The following is a 16,286-nucleotide window of genomic DNA, read 5'->3' as shown; positions in this document are numbered from 1 at the left end:
TCGTCGCCGCCGTCGTGGCTGGCAGAAACCGGTGCCGGGCGGAGCATTCGGGCGCGCCAAGAACGGCCCGGCTGCCGACTATGTAATCCTGGGGCAATGACGTCCCAGCGGCCTTCGCGCGGCACCGGTCGAGTGCCGGTACTGCGCGACGAGTGGCGGGAACCGTTGCGGGCCCTGCGGGACCCGATCGCCCGCGAGGGCGGACGTACCCGGGCCGACCGCGAGCGGCCGAGCCAGTGGCGCAAACAGACGAGGCTGGGACGGTTCGTATCCACCTACGGCTGGCGCGCTTATGCGCTGCCGGTCTTGGCGGTGCTCACCGTGGTGGTCATCTACCAGACGGTGACCGGAACCAGCGCGATGAAGCCGACGGCGAACCAGCCCATCCAGAGTCCGCAGGCGATGGATGCCGTGGGCACCTCGATCATCGACGCGCCGCCGCGCGGGCTCGCCGCTTTCGACGCCAACCTGCCGGCCGGGACGCTGCCGGACGGCGGCCCGTTCACCGAGGCGGGAGAGAAGACCTGGCACGTGGTGCCCGGCACGACGCCGCAGACCGGTCAGGGCACCGTGCGGGTGTTTCGCTACACCGTCGAGGTGGAGGACGGCATCGACCCCACGATGATCGGCGGCGACGAGGCGTTTGCGGAGATGGTCGACCAGACGCTGGCCAATCCCAAGGGCTGGACGCACAATCCGCAGTTCGCTTTCGTCAGGGTGGACGGCGGGACTAAGCCCGACTTCCGCATCTCGCTGGTGTCGCCGGTGACGGTGCGGGAAGGGTGCGGCTACGAATTCCGGCTCGAGACCTCCTGCTACAACCCGTCATTCGGCAAGGACCGGCAGTCGCGGGTCTTCATCAACGAGGCGCGCTGGGTGCGCGGAGCGGTCCCATTCGAGGGGGACATCGGCTCCTATCGCCAATACGTGATCAACCACGAGGTCGGCCACGCCATCGGGTACGTGCGCCATGAGCCGTGTGAGCAGCAGGGCGCTTTGGCCCCGGTGATGATGCAGCAGACGTTCTCGACGTCGAATAACGATGCCGCCCAGTTCGACCCGGATTTCGTCAAGGCCGACGGGAAGACGTGCCGATTCAACCCGTGGCCGTTCCCGATCGCCTAGCCGCGAGCGTCACGCCAGCGTGACGCTCGGGGCTTTGAGCCACGCCAGCGTGACGCTCGCCATGTTGAATTCATTGCCGTCCTCATCGGCGGCTGCTGTGATGGTTATTGGACGACGAACCGCAATGCGCTACTGAGGAGAAGTGTGTCGACAGCGCAGACAGAACTGCCGCCCCTTGTGGAGCCGGCGGACCAGCTGACCCGCGATGAGGTGGCCCGCTACAGCCGCCACCTGATCATTCCGGACCTGGGCGTCGACGGGCAGAAGCGGCTCAAAAACGCGAAGGTGCTGGTGATCGGCGCAGGCGGGCTCGGCGCGCCGACCCTGATGTACCTGGCCGCGGCCGGCGTCGGCACGATCGGCATCGTCGATTTCGACGTCGTCGATGAGTCCAACCTGCAGCGCCAGATCATCCACGGCGTGGCCGACGTCGGGCGTTCGAAGGCGCAGTCGGCGCGCGAGTCGATCGCCGCGATCAACCCGTTGGTCCGGGTGCTTCTGCACGAGTTCCGGCTGGACTCCAGCAACGCCGTCGACCTGTTCTCGCAGTACGACCTGATCCTGGACGGCACCGACAACTTCGCCACCCGGTATCTGGTCAACGACGCCGCCGTGCTGGCCGGCAAGCCGTACGTGTGGGGATCGATCTACCGATTCGAGGGGCAGGTCTCGGTGTTCTGGGAGGACGCGCCCGGCGGGCGGGGCCTCAACTACCGCGACCTCTACCCGGAGCCACCGCCACCCGGCACGGTGCCGTCGTGCGCCGAAGGCGGCGTGCTGGGCATCGTCTGCGCCTCCATCGCATCGGTGATGAGCACCGAGGCGATCAAACTCATCACCGGGATCGGCGAATCGCTGCTGGGCCGGTTGATGATCTACGACGCCCTTGAAATGTCCTACCGCACGATCAAGATCCGCCGGGACCCGGACGACGCCTTCCGGCCGAAGATCACCGGGTTGATCGATTACGAGCAGTACTGCGGTGTGGCGTCAGACGGCGCCGGTCCGGTTGTCACCGGCTCCGCCATCACCCCGCGGGAATTGCGCGAGCTGCTGGATTCGGGAAAGAAGCTGGCGTTGATCGACGTTCGCGAGCCCGTCGAGTGGGAGATCAACCACATCGACGGGGCCCAGCTGATCCCGCAGTCGTCGATCAACTCGGGCGAGGGTCTGGCAAAGCTGCCACAGGACCGCATTCCGGTGCTGTACTGCAAGACGGGGGTGCGCTCGGCCGAGGTGCTGGCGGCGGTGCGCAAGGCCGGATTCCCCGATGCGGTGCACCTGCAGGGCGGCATCGTCGCGTGGGCGCAGCAGATGCAACCCGACATGGTGATGTACTGACCCGATAGGGCTGCTCACGTCGCGGCGACCCGCCGCGCCCGGCTTCGCCGCGCTCGCAATCGCCGCAGCTGGGCTCGTCTAGGCTACCGGTGTGAATGTCGAACCACCGCCGGAGCATGTGCTGGCGGCGTTTGGTTTGACCGGCGTGCAGCCCGTCTATCTGGGGGCTAGCTGGGAAGGCGGCTGGCGCTGCGGCGAGGTCGTCCTGTCGCTGGTGGCCGACAACGCCCGGGCGGCCTGGTCGGCCCGGGTGCGGGAGACGCTGTTCGTCGACGGTGTTCGGCTGGCCCGCCCGGTCCGCTCGACGGACGGGCGATACGTGGTTTCCGGGTGGCGCGCGGATACCTTCGTCGCCGGCACGCCCGAGCCGCGGCATGACGAGGTCGTCTCGGCGGCGGTGCGCCTGCACGAGGCGACCGGCAAACTGGAACGCCCACGATTTCTGACCCAGGGCCCCACCGCGCCGTGGGGTGACGTGGACATCTTCATCGCCGCCGACCGCGCCGCCTGGGAGGAACGGCCGCTGGCCTCGGTGCCCCCGGGCGCCCGCACCGCCCCGCCGACGGCCGACGCCGAGCGGTCGGTCGAGCTGATCAACCAGCTGGCCACCCTGCGCCGCCCGACCAAGAGCCCGAACCAACTGGTGCACGGAGACCTCTATGGGACAGTGCTTTTCATCGGCACCGCCGCCCCGGGGATCACCGACATCACCCCGTACTGGCGGCCCGCGTCGTGGGCGGCCGGTGTCGTCGTGGTCGACGCCCTGTCCTGGGGCGAGGCCGACGACGGACTCATCGAACGGTGGAACGCGCTGCCAGAGTGGCCGCAAATGTTGTTGCGCGCCTTGATGTTTCGTCTGGCGGTCCATGCGTTGCACCCGCGGTCGACCGCCGAGGCCTTCCCCGGGCTGGCCCGGACGGCGGCGCTGGTCCGGCTGGTGCTCTAGGGCCGGAAGTCGTAACGGACCTCGCGCAACGCGATCCTGCCGTCGGTGGCCAGGACCCCTTCGGCCCGCAGCAGCTCCAGCTGCCGCGTGGTCAGATGAGGCGCCGGGCGCCCCGAGGCGGTGATCACCCGGTGCCACGGCAGGTCCGACGAGTCGGTCCGCATGATCCAACCGACGATGCGCGGGCTGGAAAGCCCTGCGACGTCGGCGATGTCGCCGTAGGTGGCTACCCTGCCCGACGGGATCGCGGCGACCAGCGCGCGCACCCGCTCGACCTGCTCGTCGGTCACCGGCGCCACGGTCGGCGGGCTTCCAGCAGTTCGCGCGTCAGCGCGGCGACGTCCGCCGGCGCGGCGTAGGGGACCATGTGGTTGCAGTCGAAATCCAGCAGCCGGAAATCGGATCCCAACCGGTCCTGCAGCCCGGCGATGAGGTGGTCGCCGACGTACGGTGGCGAGGTCCGTTTGGCCCGCACCAAGACCGTCGGCGTCCCGGCCGGCGGAAACACGATGTCGCGCGCCAGCTCACTCCAGTACGACATCATCGCCGGCAGGCTCATCCGCCAGCCGAACCGGCCGCCCGGCAGCTCGATGAGGTGCTCGTCGATCTCCGCGTCCAGCAGCGCGGGGTCCACGTCCGACCAGGAGCCGTGCAGCTTTTCCAGGCGCGCTTCCTGCGCGTCGGAGTAATCGGGCGAGGACAGCATCGCATCGGCGATCTCGCGCATCCACTCACCGTCCAGCCCGACGGCCGGGTCCAGCAGCAACAGCGCCGCCACCCGGTCCGGCCGTATCGCGGCCAGCTGCATGGCGAGCGCGCCGCCGAAGGAGTGCCCCACCACCAGCACCGGCGCCTCGGCCTCGTCGTCGAGCTGCGCGGCCATCGCCGCGACGTTGGCGTCGATGGTCCACGGCGCGGCCCACGAGGAACGGCCGTGTCCGATCAGATCCGGTGCCGCGAAGGTGATTTCGGGCAGCAGGCCGGCCAGCTGCTGCCACCGCTGCCCGTGACCGGTCAGCCCGTGCAGCGCCAGCACTCGCACCGGACCCGGCGGGCCGTAGCGGTGCACATGCAGATGAGCGGTCACGCGTCGATCGTGCCAGCCACCGCCACGGCCGCCGGCGGGCGGGCGGGTCAGCGTTCGTCCCACTCGTCCTCGGTGGGGACGACGTAGGCCTGCTCGATCACGTCGGCCTCATTGGCCTCGCGGTCGGCGGCGGTCAGATACTCGGTGTCCAGGCCGGCCTCGTCGTCGAAGTCGACGGGCTGCAATTGTTCCGCGGCGTCACCTTCGGGCGCTTCGTCGCTGGGAAAACCGGGTTCGACGTTCGTCACGATTACCTACCTTCTAACCGTTCGCGGGCTGCTCGCGGCCTCCAGCGTAGGGGTCGGCGGCGTCGCGGGCCGGGCGACTTGTCAGACCCTGGTGATTGCATGCAGCCATGTCGTACACCTGGGATACCGAGGCGCGGGCTCTGCTGGCGCCCGGCGCACGCGGGCGCATCCGGGTGCTGGGCGGGCCGGGGACCGGGAAGAGCAGCCTGCTGGTCCAGGCGGCGGTCACCCAGATCGACGCGGGCCTCGACCCGGAATCGGTTCTGCTGCTTACCGGTTCCGGCCGGCTGGGCATGAAGGCGCGCAGCACCTTGACGACGGCGTTGCTGCGGCCCCGCTCCGGCGGGCCCTGCCGAGCCGCTGTCCGCGAGCCGTTGGTACGCACCGTGCACGGGTACGCCTACGCGGTGCTGCGGCGGGCCGCCGAGCGTGCCGGCGATGCGCCGCCGCGGCTGGTCACCAGCGCCGAACAGGACGCCATCATCCGGGAGCTGCTGGCCGGCGACCTCGAGGACGGACCGCGCGCGGCCACGGCGTGGCCCGCCCATCTGCAACCCGCGCTGGCCACCGCGGGCTTCGCCACCGAGCTGCGAAACATGTTGGCGCGCTGCGCCGAACGTGGCGTGGACCCGCAGGAGTTGGAGCGCCTGGGCCGTCGGTGCCGCCGCCCGGAATGGACCGCCGCCGGCCAGTTCGCCCGGCAGTACGAGCAGGTGATGCTGTTGCGGGCCGCGGTCGGGACGGCGGCGCCGCAGGCGACGACGCCCGCGCTGGGGGCCGCCGAACTGGTGGGCGCCGCGCTGGAGGCCTTCGCGGTCGATCCCGAGCTGCTGGCCGCCGAGCGGGGCCGGGTGCGGGTCTTGTTGGTCGACGACGCCCAGCAGCTCGACCCGCAGGCGGCCCGCCTGGTCCGGGTGCTCGCGGCGGGCGCCGAGCTGGCCCTGATCGCGGGCGACCCCCACCAGGCGGTGTTCGGCTTCCGGGGCGGCGAATCCGCCGGGCTGCTGGACGGGGATTCGCCGTCGGTGACGTTGACGGTCTCCCATCGCTGCGCCCCAGCGGTGGCGCGTGCCGTCAGCGGCATCGCGCACCGACTGCCCGGCGGCAGCGGCGGCAAGCGGATCGAAGGCACCGGGCCCGAGCACGGGTCGGTCACCGTGCGCCTGGCCGCGTCGGCGCACGCCGAGGCGGCCATCATCGCCGACGCGCTGCGGCGCGCGCACCTGGTCGACGGGGTGCCGTGGTCGCAGATGGCGGTCGTCGTCCGGTCGATGCCGCGGGCCGGCGCGCGGTTGCCCCGCGCGCTGGCCGCCGCCGGGGTGCCGGTGGCCGCGCCCGCGACGAGCGGACCGCTGTCCGACGAGCCGGCGGCCCGGGCGCTGCTCACCGTCCTCGCCGCCACCGCCTCCGGCCTCGACGGCGAGCATGCCCTGGCGCTGCTGACCGGTCCCATCGGTCGCGTCGACCCGGTTTCGCTGCGGCAGCTGCGCCGAACCCTGCAGCGCGCCAACCCGGATAGCGCGCCGGCCGACGCCGCGGGCCTGTTGGCCGAGGCGCTGTCCTCCACCAAGCCGCCATCGGGCCCGCTGTTTCGCCCGGTGCACCGGGTGCGTGCGGTGCTGGACGCGGCGGCGCGCTGCCATCGTGCGGGCCAAGACCCGCGCTACACGTTGTGGGCCGCCTGGCACCGCTCCGGTCTGCAGCGTCGTTGGCTGTCGGCCGCCGAGCGCGGCGGCCCCGCCGGCGCGCAGGCCACCCGGGACCTGGAGGCGGTGACCGCGCTGTTCGATATCACCGATCAGTACGTGTCCCGCACGCCGGGTGCTTCGCTGCGCGGGCTCGTCGAGCACGTCAACGCGCTGCACCTGCCGAGCGTGAATCAGGAGCCGGTGTCGACAGTGGAGGAGGTGCGGGTGCTCAGCGCGCACGCCGCGCTGGGACACGAATGGGACCTGGTGGTCATCGCGGGGCTGCAAGAGGGGTTGTGGCCCAACACGGTTCCGCGCGGCGGGGTGCTGGGCACCCAGCGGTTGCTGGACGTGCTGGACGGCCTCACCGGGGACGCGTCGGTGCGGGCGCCGCTGCTGGCCGAGGAGCGGCGGCTACTCGTCGCGGCGATGGGCCGGGCCCGTCGCCGGTTGTTGGTGACCGCCGTGGACGGCGACACGGGCGGCGCGGACGGGGACGCCGCGCTGCCGTCGTCGTTCTGCTACGAACTCGCGCAGTGGTCCGATTGCGACAGCGATCTCGCTGCCGCGCAACCCATCTCAGCGCCCCGGGTGCTGTCCACGGCCGCGCTGGTGGGCCGGCTGCGCGGTGTCGTATGCGCGCCCGACGGCGCTGTCGACGACGCCGCCCGCGCATGTGCGGCAACGCAATTGGCGCGGTTGGCCCGCGCCGGCGTCGCGGGCGCCGACCCGGCCGGCTGGCACGGCCTGATCCCGGTCAGCACCAGCGAACCGCTGCGCGGGGACGACGATGCCGTCACCTTGACCCCGTCGACCCTGCAGATGCTCAGCGACTGCCCGCTGCGCTGGCTGGCCGAACGGCATGGGGGCACCAATCCGCGCGACCTGCGCTCCACCATCGGGTCGGTGCTGCACGCGTTGATCGCCGAGCCGGGGCGGAGTGAATCCGAATTGCTGGCCGAGCTGGACCGGGCCTGGCGGCATCTGCCGTTCGAGGCCGAGTGGCATTCGGCCAACGAGCTGGCGCGGCACCGCGCGATGGTCGAGGCCTTCGTCGAGTGGCGGGCGCAGACCCGGGGCGCGCTCACCGAGGTCGGCGTCGAGGTCGAGATCGACGGAACCCTGGCCCCGTCCGGCGATGACGGCGGCGACGTCCGGCTGTGCGGCCGGGTCGACCGGCTGGAGCGCGACTCCGCCGGCCGGCTGGTGATCGTCGACATCAAGACCGGCAAAACCCCGGTCAGCAAGGACGATGCCCAAGAGCATGCCCAGCTGGCGATGTACCAGCTGGCGGTGGCCGAAGGCATGGTCGCCGCGGGGCAGGAGCCCGGCGGGGCGCGGCTGGTCTACCTGGGCAAGGCCGGCGCCTCGGGCCCCACCGAACGCGAGCAGGATCCGCTGACACCGTCCGCCCGCGACGAGTGGCGCCGGCAGGTGCGGCGCGCGGCCGAGGCGACCGCCGGGCCCCGGTTCATCGCCCGGCGCAACGACGGCTGCTCGCACTGCCCGCTGCGGCCCTCGTGTCCGGCCCACGCCGGCGGGGCGGCGCAGTGAACCCGCGCCACAGCCCGGCCGAATTGGCCCGTGCGCTCGGGCTTTTCCCACCCACCGACGAGCAGGCCGCCGTCATCGCGGCCCCGCCCGGGCCGCTGGTCGTCATCGCCGGCGCCGGCGCAGGCAAAACCGAGACCATGGCCGCGCGGGTGGTGTGGCTCGTCGCCAACGGCTATGCCGACCCCGGCCAGGTGCTGGGATTGACCTTCACCCGCAAGGCGGCCGGCCAGCTGCTGCGCCGGGTCCGGTCCCGGCTGGCCCGGCTGGCCGGCGTCGGCTTGGGCCCCGACGGCGCGACCCCCGCGGAGCCGGCGGGCGCGCCGACGGTCAGCACCTACCACGCGTTCGCCGGTTCGTTGATCCGTGACTACGGGCTGCTGCTGCCCATCGAGCCAGACACCCGGCTGCTCGGCGAGACCGAGCTGTGGCAGCTGGCGTTCGACGTGGTGAGCGGGTACCGGGGGGAGCTGCGCACCGACAAGACTCCCGCCGCGGTCACGTCGATGGTGCTGCGGTTGTGGGGCCAGCTCGCCGAACACCTGGTGGACACCCGCCAGCTCGGCAATACCCATGTGGAGCTGGAGCGGCTCATCCACACCCTCCCGGCGGGCCCCTATCAGCGCGACCGCGGGCCCAGCCAGTGGTTGCTGCGGCTGCTGGCCACCCAGACCCAGCGGGCCGAGCTGGTGCCGCTGCTTGACGCGCTGAACGAGCGCATGCGCGCCGCGAAGGCGATGGACTTCGGTGTGCAGATGGCCTGCGCGGCACGGCTGCCCGCGAACTTCCCGCAGGTCGGGGCCGACCTGCGCGGCCGCTACCGGCTCGTTCTGCTCGACGAGTACCAGGACACCGGCCACGCCCAGCGGGTCGCGCTGTCGGCTCTGTTCGGCGGCGGGGTCGACGACGGGCTGGCCCTGACCGCCGTCGGCGACCCGATTCAGTCGATCTACGGCTGGCGCGGCGCCTCGGCGACCAATCTCCCGCGCTTCACCACCGACTTCCCCCTCTCCGACGGCACCCCCGCGCCGGTCCTGGAGCTGCGGACCAGCTGGCGCAACCCGCCGCGGACCCTGCAGTTGGCCAACGCGATCTCGGCGGAGGCGCGCCGCCGGTCGGTCGCGGTGCACGCGCTGCGGCCGCGCCCGGACGCCCCGCCCGGAACGGTCCGCTGCGCGTTGCTTCCCGACGTGCACGCCGAACGCGAGTGGATCGCCGACGAGCTCGCCGCGCGGTACCGGGGGGCCCGGGCCGACGGAGTGAGCCCGCCTACCGCCGCGGTTTTGGTGCGCCGCAACGCCGACGCCGCCCCCATCGCCGACGCCCTGCGCGCCCGCGGAATCCCGGTCGAGGTCGTTGGATTGGCGGGGCTGCTGTCCATCCCCGAGGTCGCCGACGTCGTGGCCATGCTGCGGCTGGTCGCCGACCCGACCGCGGGCGCGGCGGCGATGCGGGTGCTCACGGGTCCGCGCTGGCGCCTCGGCGGTCGGGACGTCGCCGCGCTCTGGCGGCGCGCCCGGAGCCTCGGCGACGGGCTGGGGCCCGGCGATGGATCCGCGCCGGAGTCGATCGCGATGTCCGCCGGCCCGGACGCCGACACGGCGTGCTTGGCCGACGCCATCGCCGATCCCGGCCCGCCCGAAGCGTATTCGGCCGCGGGGTATCAGCGCATCACCGCGCTGGCCGGTGAACTGCGCGCCCTCCGCGCCCGCCTGGACCATTCCCTGCCGGACCTGGTCGCCGAGGTGCGCCGCGTGCTCGGTGTCGACTGCGAGGTCCGCGCCGCGGCGGGAGCCAACGCGGGCTGGACCGGCACCGAACACCTCGACGCGTTCGCCGACGTCGTCGCCGGCTACGCCGAACGAGCCGACGCCCCCGGACTGACCGGCCGTCGCACAACGGCGTCGTTGTCGGGCCTGTTGGCCTTCCTGGACGTGGCGGAGTCCGTCGAAAACGGTTTGCCCCCGGCCCCGTTGGTGGCCGCGCGCGACCGCGTCCAGGTGCTCACGGTGCACTCCGCGAAGGGGTTGGAGTGGCAGGTGGTGGCGGTGGCGCACCTGTCGGGCGGAATCTTCCCGTCGACCGCATCCAGGAGCAGCTGGCTCACCGACGCGGCCGAGCTTCCGCCACTGCTGCGCGGTGACCGTGCCGCGGCGGGCGCACTGGGCATCCCGGTGCTGGACACCTCGGACGTCAGCAATCGAAAGCAATTGTCCGACAAGATTTCCGACCACCGCTGCCAGCTCGAGCAGCGGCGCGTCGACGAGGAACGCCGACTCCTCTACGTCGCCATCACCCGGGCCGAGGACACCCTGCTGGTGTCGGGTCATCACTGGGGGGCCACCGGCATCAAACCGCGCGGGCCCTCGGATTTCCTGTGCGAGATCAAGGAGGTCATCGACCGTTCGGCGGCGACCGGGGAGCCCTGCGGTTTGGTGGATCAGTGGGCGCCCCCGCCAGCCGACGGAGATCGGAACCCGTTGTGCGACAACACTATCGAGGCGGTCTGGCCCGCCGACCCGCTGGCCGCCCGGCGCGGTGATGTCGAGCGCGGCGCGGCGTTGGTGACCGGGGCGATGTCGGGCGACGCGGGAGGGGAAGGCGCCGACATCGAGGGATGGGCCGCCGACGTCGACGCGCTACTCGCCGAGCGGGCCCGGTTGGTGGAGCCGCCCACCGGCGCACTGCCCAGCCAGTTGTCGGTCAGCGGCCTGGTGGATCTGGCGCGGGACCCCGCGGGCGCCGCGCGGCGGCTCGGGCATCGGCTGCCGACCCGCCCCGATCCGCATGCGTTGCTGGGTAACGCCTTTCACGCCTGGGTTCAGCAGTTCTACGGCGCCGAGTGTCTCTTCGATCTCGCCGACCTGCCGGGCGCGGCGGATTCGGACGTCGGCGATACCCGGGAACTGGCCGCGTTGCAGGCGGCCTTCACCGAATCGCCTTGGGCGGCACGCACTCCCATCGCCGTCGAGGTGCCGTTCGAGATGCCGATCGGCGACACCTTGGTGCGCGGCCGCATCGACGCGGTGTTCGCCGATCCCGACGGCGGTGCGACGGTCGTGGACTGGAAGACCGGCGAACCGCCGCACGGGCCGGAAGCCATGCGCCAGGCGGCCGTCCAGCTCGCCGTCTACCGCCTGGCGTGGGCCGCCCTGTCCGGTGTTCCGGAGTCGTCGGTGCGCACGGCCTTCTATTACGTGCGCGCCCGCACCACGGTGGCCCCCGACGATCTGCCCGCCCCCGACGAACTGGCCGGGCTGCTGGCGGCGCCCGCCGTCGGGTGACTTTGCGCTGCCCGCGTACCGGGGCCGCGATCATGGTTACATTGAGTCGTGCGTGACTCCTCGCTGGCGTTGAGCCGATAACGGACCGCCGTGCGCAACGGTAGGTCTCGACAACTGACCGGTCTGGATGAAGCGCTGACCGCGCAGCGGGGCCATCAGTTGGTAGGCGTGGTGCGCATCCCCGAGGAGCACGCCAGCCCCATCCGCGTCATCACCCGGCGCGTGGCCATCGCGCTGGTCGTGCTCTTCGCCGCGGCCGTCATCGTCTACGCGGACCGCAACGGCTACCGCGACGTCCGGGGCCAGCCGCTGACCTTCCTGGACGCCGTGTACTTCTCCGCGGTGTCACTGTCGACGACCGGTTACGGCGACATCACCCCGTACACCGAGACCGCGCGGTTGGTGCACACGCTGATTTTCACCGCGCTGCGGATCGCGTTCCTGGCCGTCTTGGTCGGCACGACCCTTGAAGTCCTCTCCGAGCGGTCCCGCCAAGGGTGGAAGATTCAGCGTTGGAGGAGCAGAGTGCGCAACCACACGATCGTGATCGGCTACGGCACCAAGGGCAAAACGGCCGTCGCCGCCATCCTCGGTGACGAGACCGCCCAGGGCGAGGTCGTCGTCGTCGACACCGACCGCACCACCCTCGAGCACGCCGCCGGCGCGGGCCTGGTCACCGTGCACGGCGACGCCACCAAGGCCGACATATTGCGGCTGGCCGGGGCGCAACATGCGGCCTCGATCATCGTCGCCACCAGCCGCGACGACACCGCGGTGCTGGTGACCCTGACGGCGCGGGAGCTTGCGCCCAACGCCAAGATCGTGGCGTCGATCCGGGAGGCCGAAAACCAGCACCTGCTGCAGCAATCGGGCGCGGACTCGGTGGTGGTCTCCTCGGCGACCGCCGGTCGGCTGCTCGGACTGGCGACCACCACGCCCAGCGTCGTGGAGATGATCGAGGACCTGCTGACACCCGACTTCGGGCTGGCCATCGCCGAACGCGAAGTGGAGCCCACCGAGGTCGGCGGTTCCCCACGGCATCTGCGCGACATCGTGCTGGGCGTGGTGCGCGACGGCCACCTGCTGCGCATCGGCGCGCCCGAGGTGGACGCCGTCGAGGCCAACGACCGGCTGCTGTATATCCGGCAGGCCGGGCACTAGTGACGATCGCAAGAGCGGCGCTGCCGGTCCCGGCGGGTCGCCACGAAACGGGGCACTAGTGGCGATCGCAAGGGCGGCGCTGCCGGTCGCGGCGGGTCGCCACGAAACGGGGCACTAGTGGGCATTACGGACTTTCAGCTGCGGAACGTTCCGCTGCTGTCCCGCGTCGGCGCCGACCGGTCCGACCAACTGCGCACCGACGTCGAAGCGGCCGCCGCGGGGTGGGCGGACGCGGCGCTGCTGCGGGTCGATTCGCGCAGTCAGGTGCTGGTCGCCGACGGCCGCGTGGTACTCGGCGCCGCGGCCAAACTGGGCGACAAGCCGCCACCGGAAGCGGTTTTCCTCGGCCGCATCGACAACGACCGCCACGTGTGGGCCATCCGCGGCGCGCTGGAGGCCCCGGAGGACCCCGACGTGCGCGCCGAGGTGTTGAACCTGCGCGGCCTCGGCTCGATCCTCGACGACACCAGCAGTCAGCTAGTGTCGTCCGCCGTCGCGTTGCTCAATTGGCATGACAGCGCGCGGTTCAGCTCGGTGGACGGCTCGCCCACCCGGCCGGCCCGGGCGGGCTGGGCGCGGGTCAACCCGGTCACCGGTCATGAGGAGTTCCCCCGCATTGACCCGGCGGTGATCTGCCTGGTCCACGACGGCGGCGACCGCGCGGTGCTGGCCCGCCAGGCGGTGTGGCCGGAGCGGATGTTCTCGCTGCTGGCCGGATTCGTCGAGGCCGGTGAATCGTTCGAAGTCTGCGTCGCGCGCGAGATCCGCGAGGAAATCGGCCTCACCGTCCGCGACGTGCGCTACCTGGGCAGTCAGCCGTGGCCGTTCCCGCGCTCGCTCATGGTCGGCTTCCACGCGGTCGCGGACCCGGCCGAGGAATTCTCGTTCAACGACGGGGAGATCGCCGAGGCCGCGTGGTTCACCCGCGACGAGGTGCGCACGGCGCTGGCGGCCGGCGACTGGTCCAGCTCAACGGATTCGAAACTGTTGCTGCCCGGGTCCATCTCGATCGCGCGCGTGATCATCGAATCCTGGGCCGCGCTCGACTGACCCGGGGCGGCCCGCGCAACCCCCCTAGGCGCCCGCTTCGGCCAGCTTGGCCTTGACCTCGGCCGCGCTCGGGTTGGTCAGCGTCGACCCGTCGGCGAACTTCACCGTCGGAACCGTCCTGTTGCCGCCGTTGACCGAACCGACGAACTCCGCGGCGGCGGGATCGTCTTCGATGTCGACCGCGTCGTAGGGGATTCCGTTGGACTTCAACACGGTCATCAGGCGGTGGCAGTAGCCACACCACGAGGTCGTGTAGACGGTGAGCGGGGCGTTGGTCATAGCTCGTTAACGTAGCCCGGCGACAACATGTTCCGCGCCGCGGCCGCCGGCCGGCACCGGCGCGTCGCGGCGACTCGCCGACGCGCCGGGCGGGGCCGCGGTTTGTCGGCGACCGCTGCCAAGATGGACGCCATGCCGATGGTCGCCGACGCCTTGACCGCCGGACTGGACGACGAGCAGCGCGAGGCCGTGCTGGCTCCGCGCGGCCCGGTCTGCGTGCTCGCGGGCGCCGGGACAGGCAAGACCCGCACCATCACGCACCGGATCGCGCAGCTGGTGGCGAGCGGTCACGTGGCGGCCGGGCAGGTGCTGGCGGTCACCTTCACCCAGCGGGCGGCGGGGGAGATGCGTTCGCGGCTGCGGACGCTGGACGCCGCCGCGGGCACGGGCGCCGGCGTCGGCGGGGTGCAGGCCCTGACGTTCCACGCCGCGGCGCACCGGCAGCTGCGGTATTTCTGGCCGCGGGTGGTCGGCGACACCGGCTGGCAGCTGCTGGACACCAAGTTCGCCGTGGTGGCGCGGGCGGCCAGCCGCTCCCGGATCAACGCCAGCACCGATGACGTCCGCGACCTGGCGGGTGAGATCGAGTGGGCCAAGGCGTCGCTGATCGGCCCCGAGGAGTACCCGGCCGCCGTGGCCGAGGCGGGGCGGGACATTCCGCTCGACGCGGCCCGGGTCGCCACCGTGTACGCCGCCTACGAGGCGCTCAAGGTTCGCGACGAGTCGGTGACGCTGCTCGACTTCGACGACCTGCTGCTGCACACCGCGGCCGCGATCGAAAACGACGCCGCCGTGGCCGACGAATTCCGGGGCCGCTACCGCTGCTTCGTCGTCGACGAATACCAGGACGTCACGCCCCTGCAGCAGCGGGTGCTGACGGCGTGGCTGGGCGACCGGGACGACCTGACCGTCGTCGGCGACGCCAACCAGACCATCTACTCGTTCACCGGGGCCTCGCCGCGGTTCCTGCTCGACTTCTCCCGGCGGTATCCCGACGCGACCGTGGTTCGCCTCGAACGCGACTACCGCTCGACCCCGCAGGTGGTGTCGTTGGCCAACCAGGTGATCGCCGCGGCCCGCGGCCGGGTCGCCGGCAGCAAGCTGCACCTGTTGGGGCAGCGTCCGCCGGGCCCCGCGCCGTCGTTCCGCGAGTATCCCGACGAACCGGCCGAGGCCGCCGCCGTCGCCGCCTCGATCGCGCGGCTGATTGAAGCGGGCACCCCGCCGGCGGAGATCGCCGTGCTGTATCGGGTCAACGCCCAGTCCGAGGCCTACGAGGAGGCGCTGACCGAGGCGAACATCCCCTATCAGGTCCGCGGCGGCGAGGGGTTCTTCACCCGTCAGGAGATCAAGCAGGCGTTGTTGGCGCTGCAACGGGCGGCCGAGCGCGGCTCTGAACATGGCCTGGCGGGGCCGCTGCAGGCGGGCGTGCGGGCGGTCCTCGAACCTCTGGGTCTGACGGCCGAGCCACCCGTCGGCACCCGCGCCCGGGAGCGCTGGGAGGCGCTGACCGCGCTGGCCGAGCTGGTCGACGACGAGGTGGCCCAGCGCCCGCAGCTGGACCTCCCGGGCCTGCTGGCCGAACTGCGGCTACGCGCCGACGCGCGGCACCCGCCGGTCGTGCAGGGCGTCACGCTGGCCTCGCTGCACGCCGCCAAGGGCCTGGAGTGGGACGCGGTGTTCCTGGTCGGGCTGGCCGACGGCACGCTGCCCATCTCGCACGCGCTGGCGCACGGCCCCGAGAGCGAGGCCGTCGAGGAGGAGCGCCGGCTGCTCTACGTCGGAATCACCAGGGCGCGAATCCATTTGGCGCTCAGCTGGGCGCTGGCCCGCAGCCCCGGCGGGCGGCAGGGCCGCAGGCCGTCGCGGTTCCTCAACGGCATCGCGCCGCAGGCGCGCGCCGACGCCGCGCCGGGCAAGACCCGGCGCAACCGCGGCGCCCCGGCGCGCTGCCGCATCTGCAACAAGGACCTGTCCACCGCCGCGGCGGTCATGCTGCGGCGGTGCGAGACGTGCGCCGCCGACGTCGACGAAGAGCTGTTGCTGCGGCTCAAGGCGTGGCGGCTGGACGTCGCCAAGGAGCAGAACGTGCCGGCGTACGTCGTCTTCACCGACAACACGCTGATCGCGATCGCCGAGCTGCGCCCCGGCGACGCGGACGCGCTGATCGCCATCCCCGGCATCGGCGCGCGCAAGCTGGAACAGTATGGGCCCGACGTGCTGGGGTTGGTGCGCGCCCGCTGACCGGTAAAGACGCAGGTCGGAAAATCGGTTGTGGTGGAGGGCGGCGACCGTTTACCCTCGAAACCGCGTTCCGGCGCTCATGGAAGCTCACGAAAGGAGGGTGGCCACGATGATCAGCGACGTCTTCGGTGCAGGTGTGGCCGCCGCGGCGGCCGTGCTGAAGCACGCCGCCCGTACCGCCGTGCCGGCGGCCGCGCTCAAGCATCGCGCCGCCGCCGCCGCCGCGACGAACGCATCCGTGCGACTCGGAGTCCCCCGAATGGCTACGTAACTCCCCGGTTT

General features: G+C 72.0%; 13 protein-coding genes. 9 read left to right on the top strand and 4 right to left on the bottom strand.

Features of this window, described 5'->3' with window-relative positions; genetic code table 11:
• The first annotated feature begins 96 nt into the window (after positions 1 to 96).
• The 3 genes from A5678_RS17445 to A5678_RS17435 all read left to right on the top strand — a co-directional run bounded on the left by A5678_RS17445 (position 97) and on the right by A5678_RS17435 (position 3,412).
• A complete protein-coding gene (locus A5678_RS17445) occupies positions 97 to 1,125 on the top strand; it encodes a DUF3152 domain-containing protein (protein ID WP_231983701.1) in 1,029 nt (342 codons plus the stop codon).
• A gap of 165 nt (positions 1,126 to 1,290) precedes the next feature.
• The gene (moeZ, locus tag A5678_RS17440; RefSeq protein WP_197502180.1) at positions 1,291 to 2,466 is read left to right on the top strand and encodes an adenylyltransferase/sulfurtransferase MoeZ; all 1,176 of its coding nucleotides are present in this window, start codon (positions 1,291 to 1,293) and stop codon (positions 2,464 to 2,466) included.
• Between the two features lie 91 nt (positions 2,467 to 2,557).
• The gene (locus A5678_RS17435) at positions 2,558 to 3,412 is read left to right on the top strand and encodes a TIGR02569 family protein (protein ID WP_068044523.1); all 855 of its coding nucleotides are present in this window, start codon (positions 2,558 to 2,560) and stop codon (positions 3,410 to 3,412) included.
• Here the strand turns inward: A5678_RS17435 and A5678_RS17430 are convergent.
• From A5678_RS17430 to A5678_RS17420, 3 genes are read right to left on the bottom strand one after another with little or no spacing between them, the layout of a single operon-like run.
• Positions 3,409 to 3,711, bottom strand: a complete 303-nt coding sequence (locus A5678_RS17430) for an MGMT family protein (protein WP_068044521.1) — start codon at positions 3,709 to 3,711, stop codon at positions 3,409 to 3,411. The two genes, A5678_RS17435 and A5678_RS17430, sit on opposite strands and share 4 nt — an antisense overlap.
• Complete coding sequence (locus tag A5678_RS17425) at positions 3,699 to 4,499, bottom strand: alpha/beta fold hydrolase (protein ID WP_068044519.1); 801 nt, start codon at positions 4,497 to 4,499, stop codon at positions 3,699 to 3,701. Before A5678_RS17425 ends, A5678_RS17430 begins: the two co-directional genes overlap by 13 nt.
• Positions 4,500 to 4,546: 47 nt before the next feature.
• On the bottom strand, positions 4,547 to 4,747 hold the full coding sequence (locus tag A5678_RS17420) for a hypothetical protein (protein WP_068044518.1): 201 nt from the start codon (positions 4,745 to 4,747) through the stop codon (positions 4,547 to 4,549).
• Positions 4,748 to 4,854: 107 nt separating this feature from the next.
• Here A5678_RS17420 and A5678_RS17415 point away from each other — a divergent pair, with 107 nt between their 5' ends.
• The 4 genes from A5678_RS17415 (at position 4,855) to nudC (ending at position 13,481) form a co-directional block, all read left to right on the top strand.
• Complete coding sequence (locus tag A5678_RS17415) at positions 4,855 to 7,989, top strand: ATP-dependent DNA helicase (protein ID WP_068044516.1); 3,135 nt, start codon at positions 4,855 to 4,857, stop codon at positions 7,987 to 7,989.
• Entirely contained in the window at positions 7,986 to 11,270 is a 3,285-nt protein-coding gene (locus A5678_RS17410) for an ATP-dependent DNA helicase (RefSeq protein ID WP_068044641.1), read from the top strand. The genes A5678_RS17415 and A5678_RS17410 overlap by 4 nt, the downstream gene beginning before the upstream one ends.
• Before the next feature lie 90 nt (positions 11,271 to 11,360).
• On the top strand, positions 11,361 to 12,431 hold the full coding sequence (locus tag A5678_RS17405; RefSeq protein WP_068044515.1) for a TrkA family potassium uptake protein: 1,071 nt from the start codon (positions 11,361 to 11,363) through the stop codon (positions 12,429 to 12,431).
• A gap of 117 nt (positions 12,432 to 12,548) precedes the next feature.
• Positions 12,549 to 13,481, top strand: coding sequence for an NAD(+) diphosphatase (gene nudC, locus A5678_RS17400; RefSeq protein WP_068044513.1), 933 nt, complete (start codon positions 12,549 to 12,551; stop codon positions 13,479 to 13,481).
• Between the two features lie 24 nt (positions 13,482 to 13,505).
• Here nudC and mrx1 read toward each other — a convergent pair whose 3' ends face one another.
• Complete coding sequence (gene mrx1 / locus A5678_RS17395) at positions 13,506 to 13,760, bottom strand: mycoredoxin Mrx1 (protein WP_068044512.1); 255 nt, start codon at positions 13,758 to 13,760, stop codon at positions 13,506 to 13,508.
• A gap of 132 nt (positions 13,761 to 13,892) precedes the next feature.
• On the opposite strand from mrx1, the gene A5678_RS17390 reads away from it, so the two are divergent.
• Both A5678_RS17390 and A5678_RS27600 read left to right on the top strand, forming a co-directional pair.
• Positions 13,893 to 16,004: an ATP-dependent DNA helicase UvrD2 gene (locus tag A5678_RS17390; RefSeq protein WP_197502179.1), complete on the top strand. Its 2,112-nt coding sequence runs from the start codon at positions 13,893 to 13,895 to the stop codon at positions 16,002 to 16,004.
• Between the two features lie 109 nt (positions 16,005 to 16,113).
• Positions 16,114 to 16,275 carry a hypothetical protein gene (locus A5678_RS27600; RefSeq protein ID WP_197502174.1) on the top strand — a complete coding sequence of 54 codons (162 nt, stop codon included), beginning with the start codon at positions 16,114 to 16,116 and terminating at the stop codon, positions 16,273 to 16,275.
• The last annotated feature ends 11 nt before the right edge of the window (positions 16,276 to 16,286 follow it).

Source organism: Mycobacterium sp. E2733 (assembly GCF_001667585.1).
Classification (GTDB): Bacteria; Actinomycetota; Actinomycetes; order Mycobacteriales; family Mycobacteriaceae; genus Mycobacterium.
Note: the sequence above shows the minus strand (reverse complement) of the source record. Positions and strands in the feature narration are given on the sequence as shown.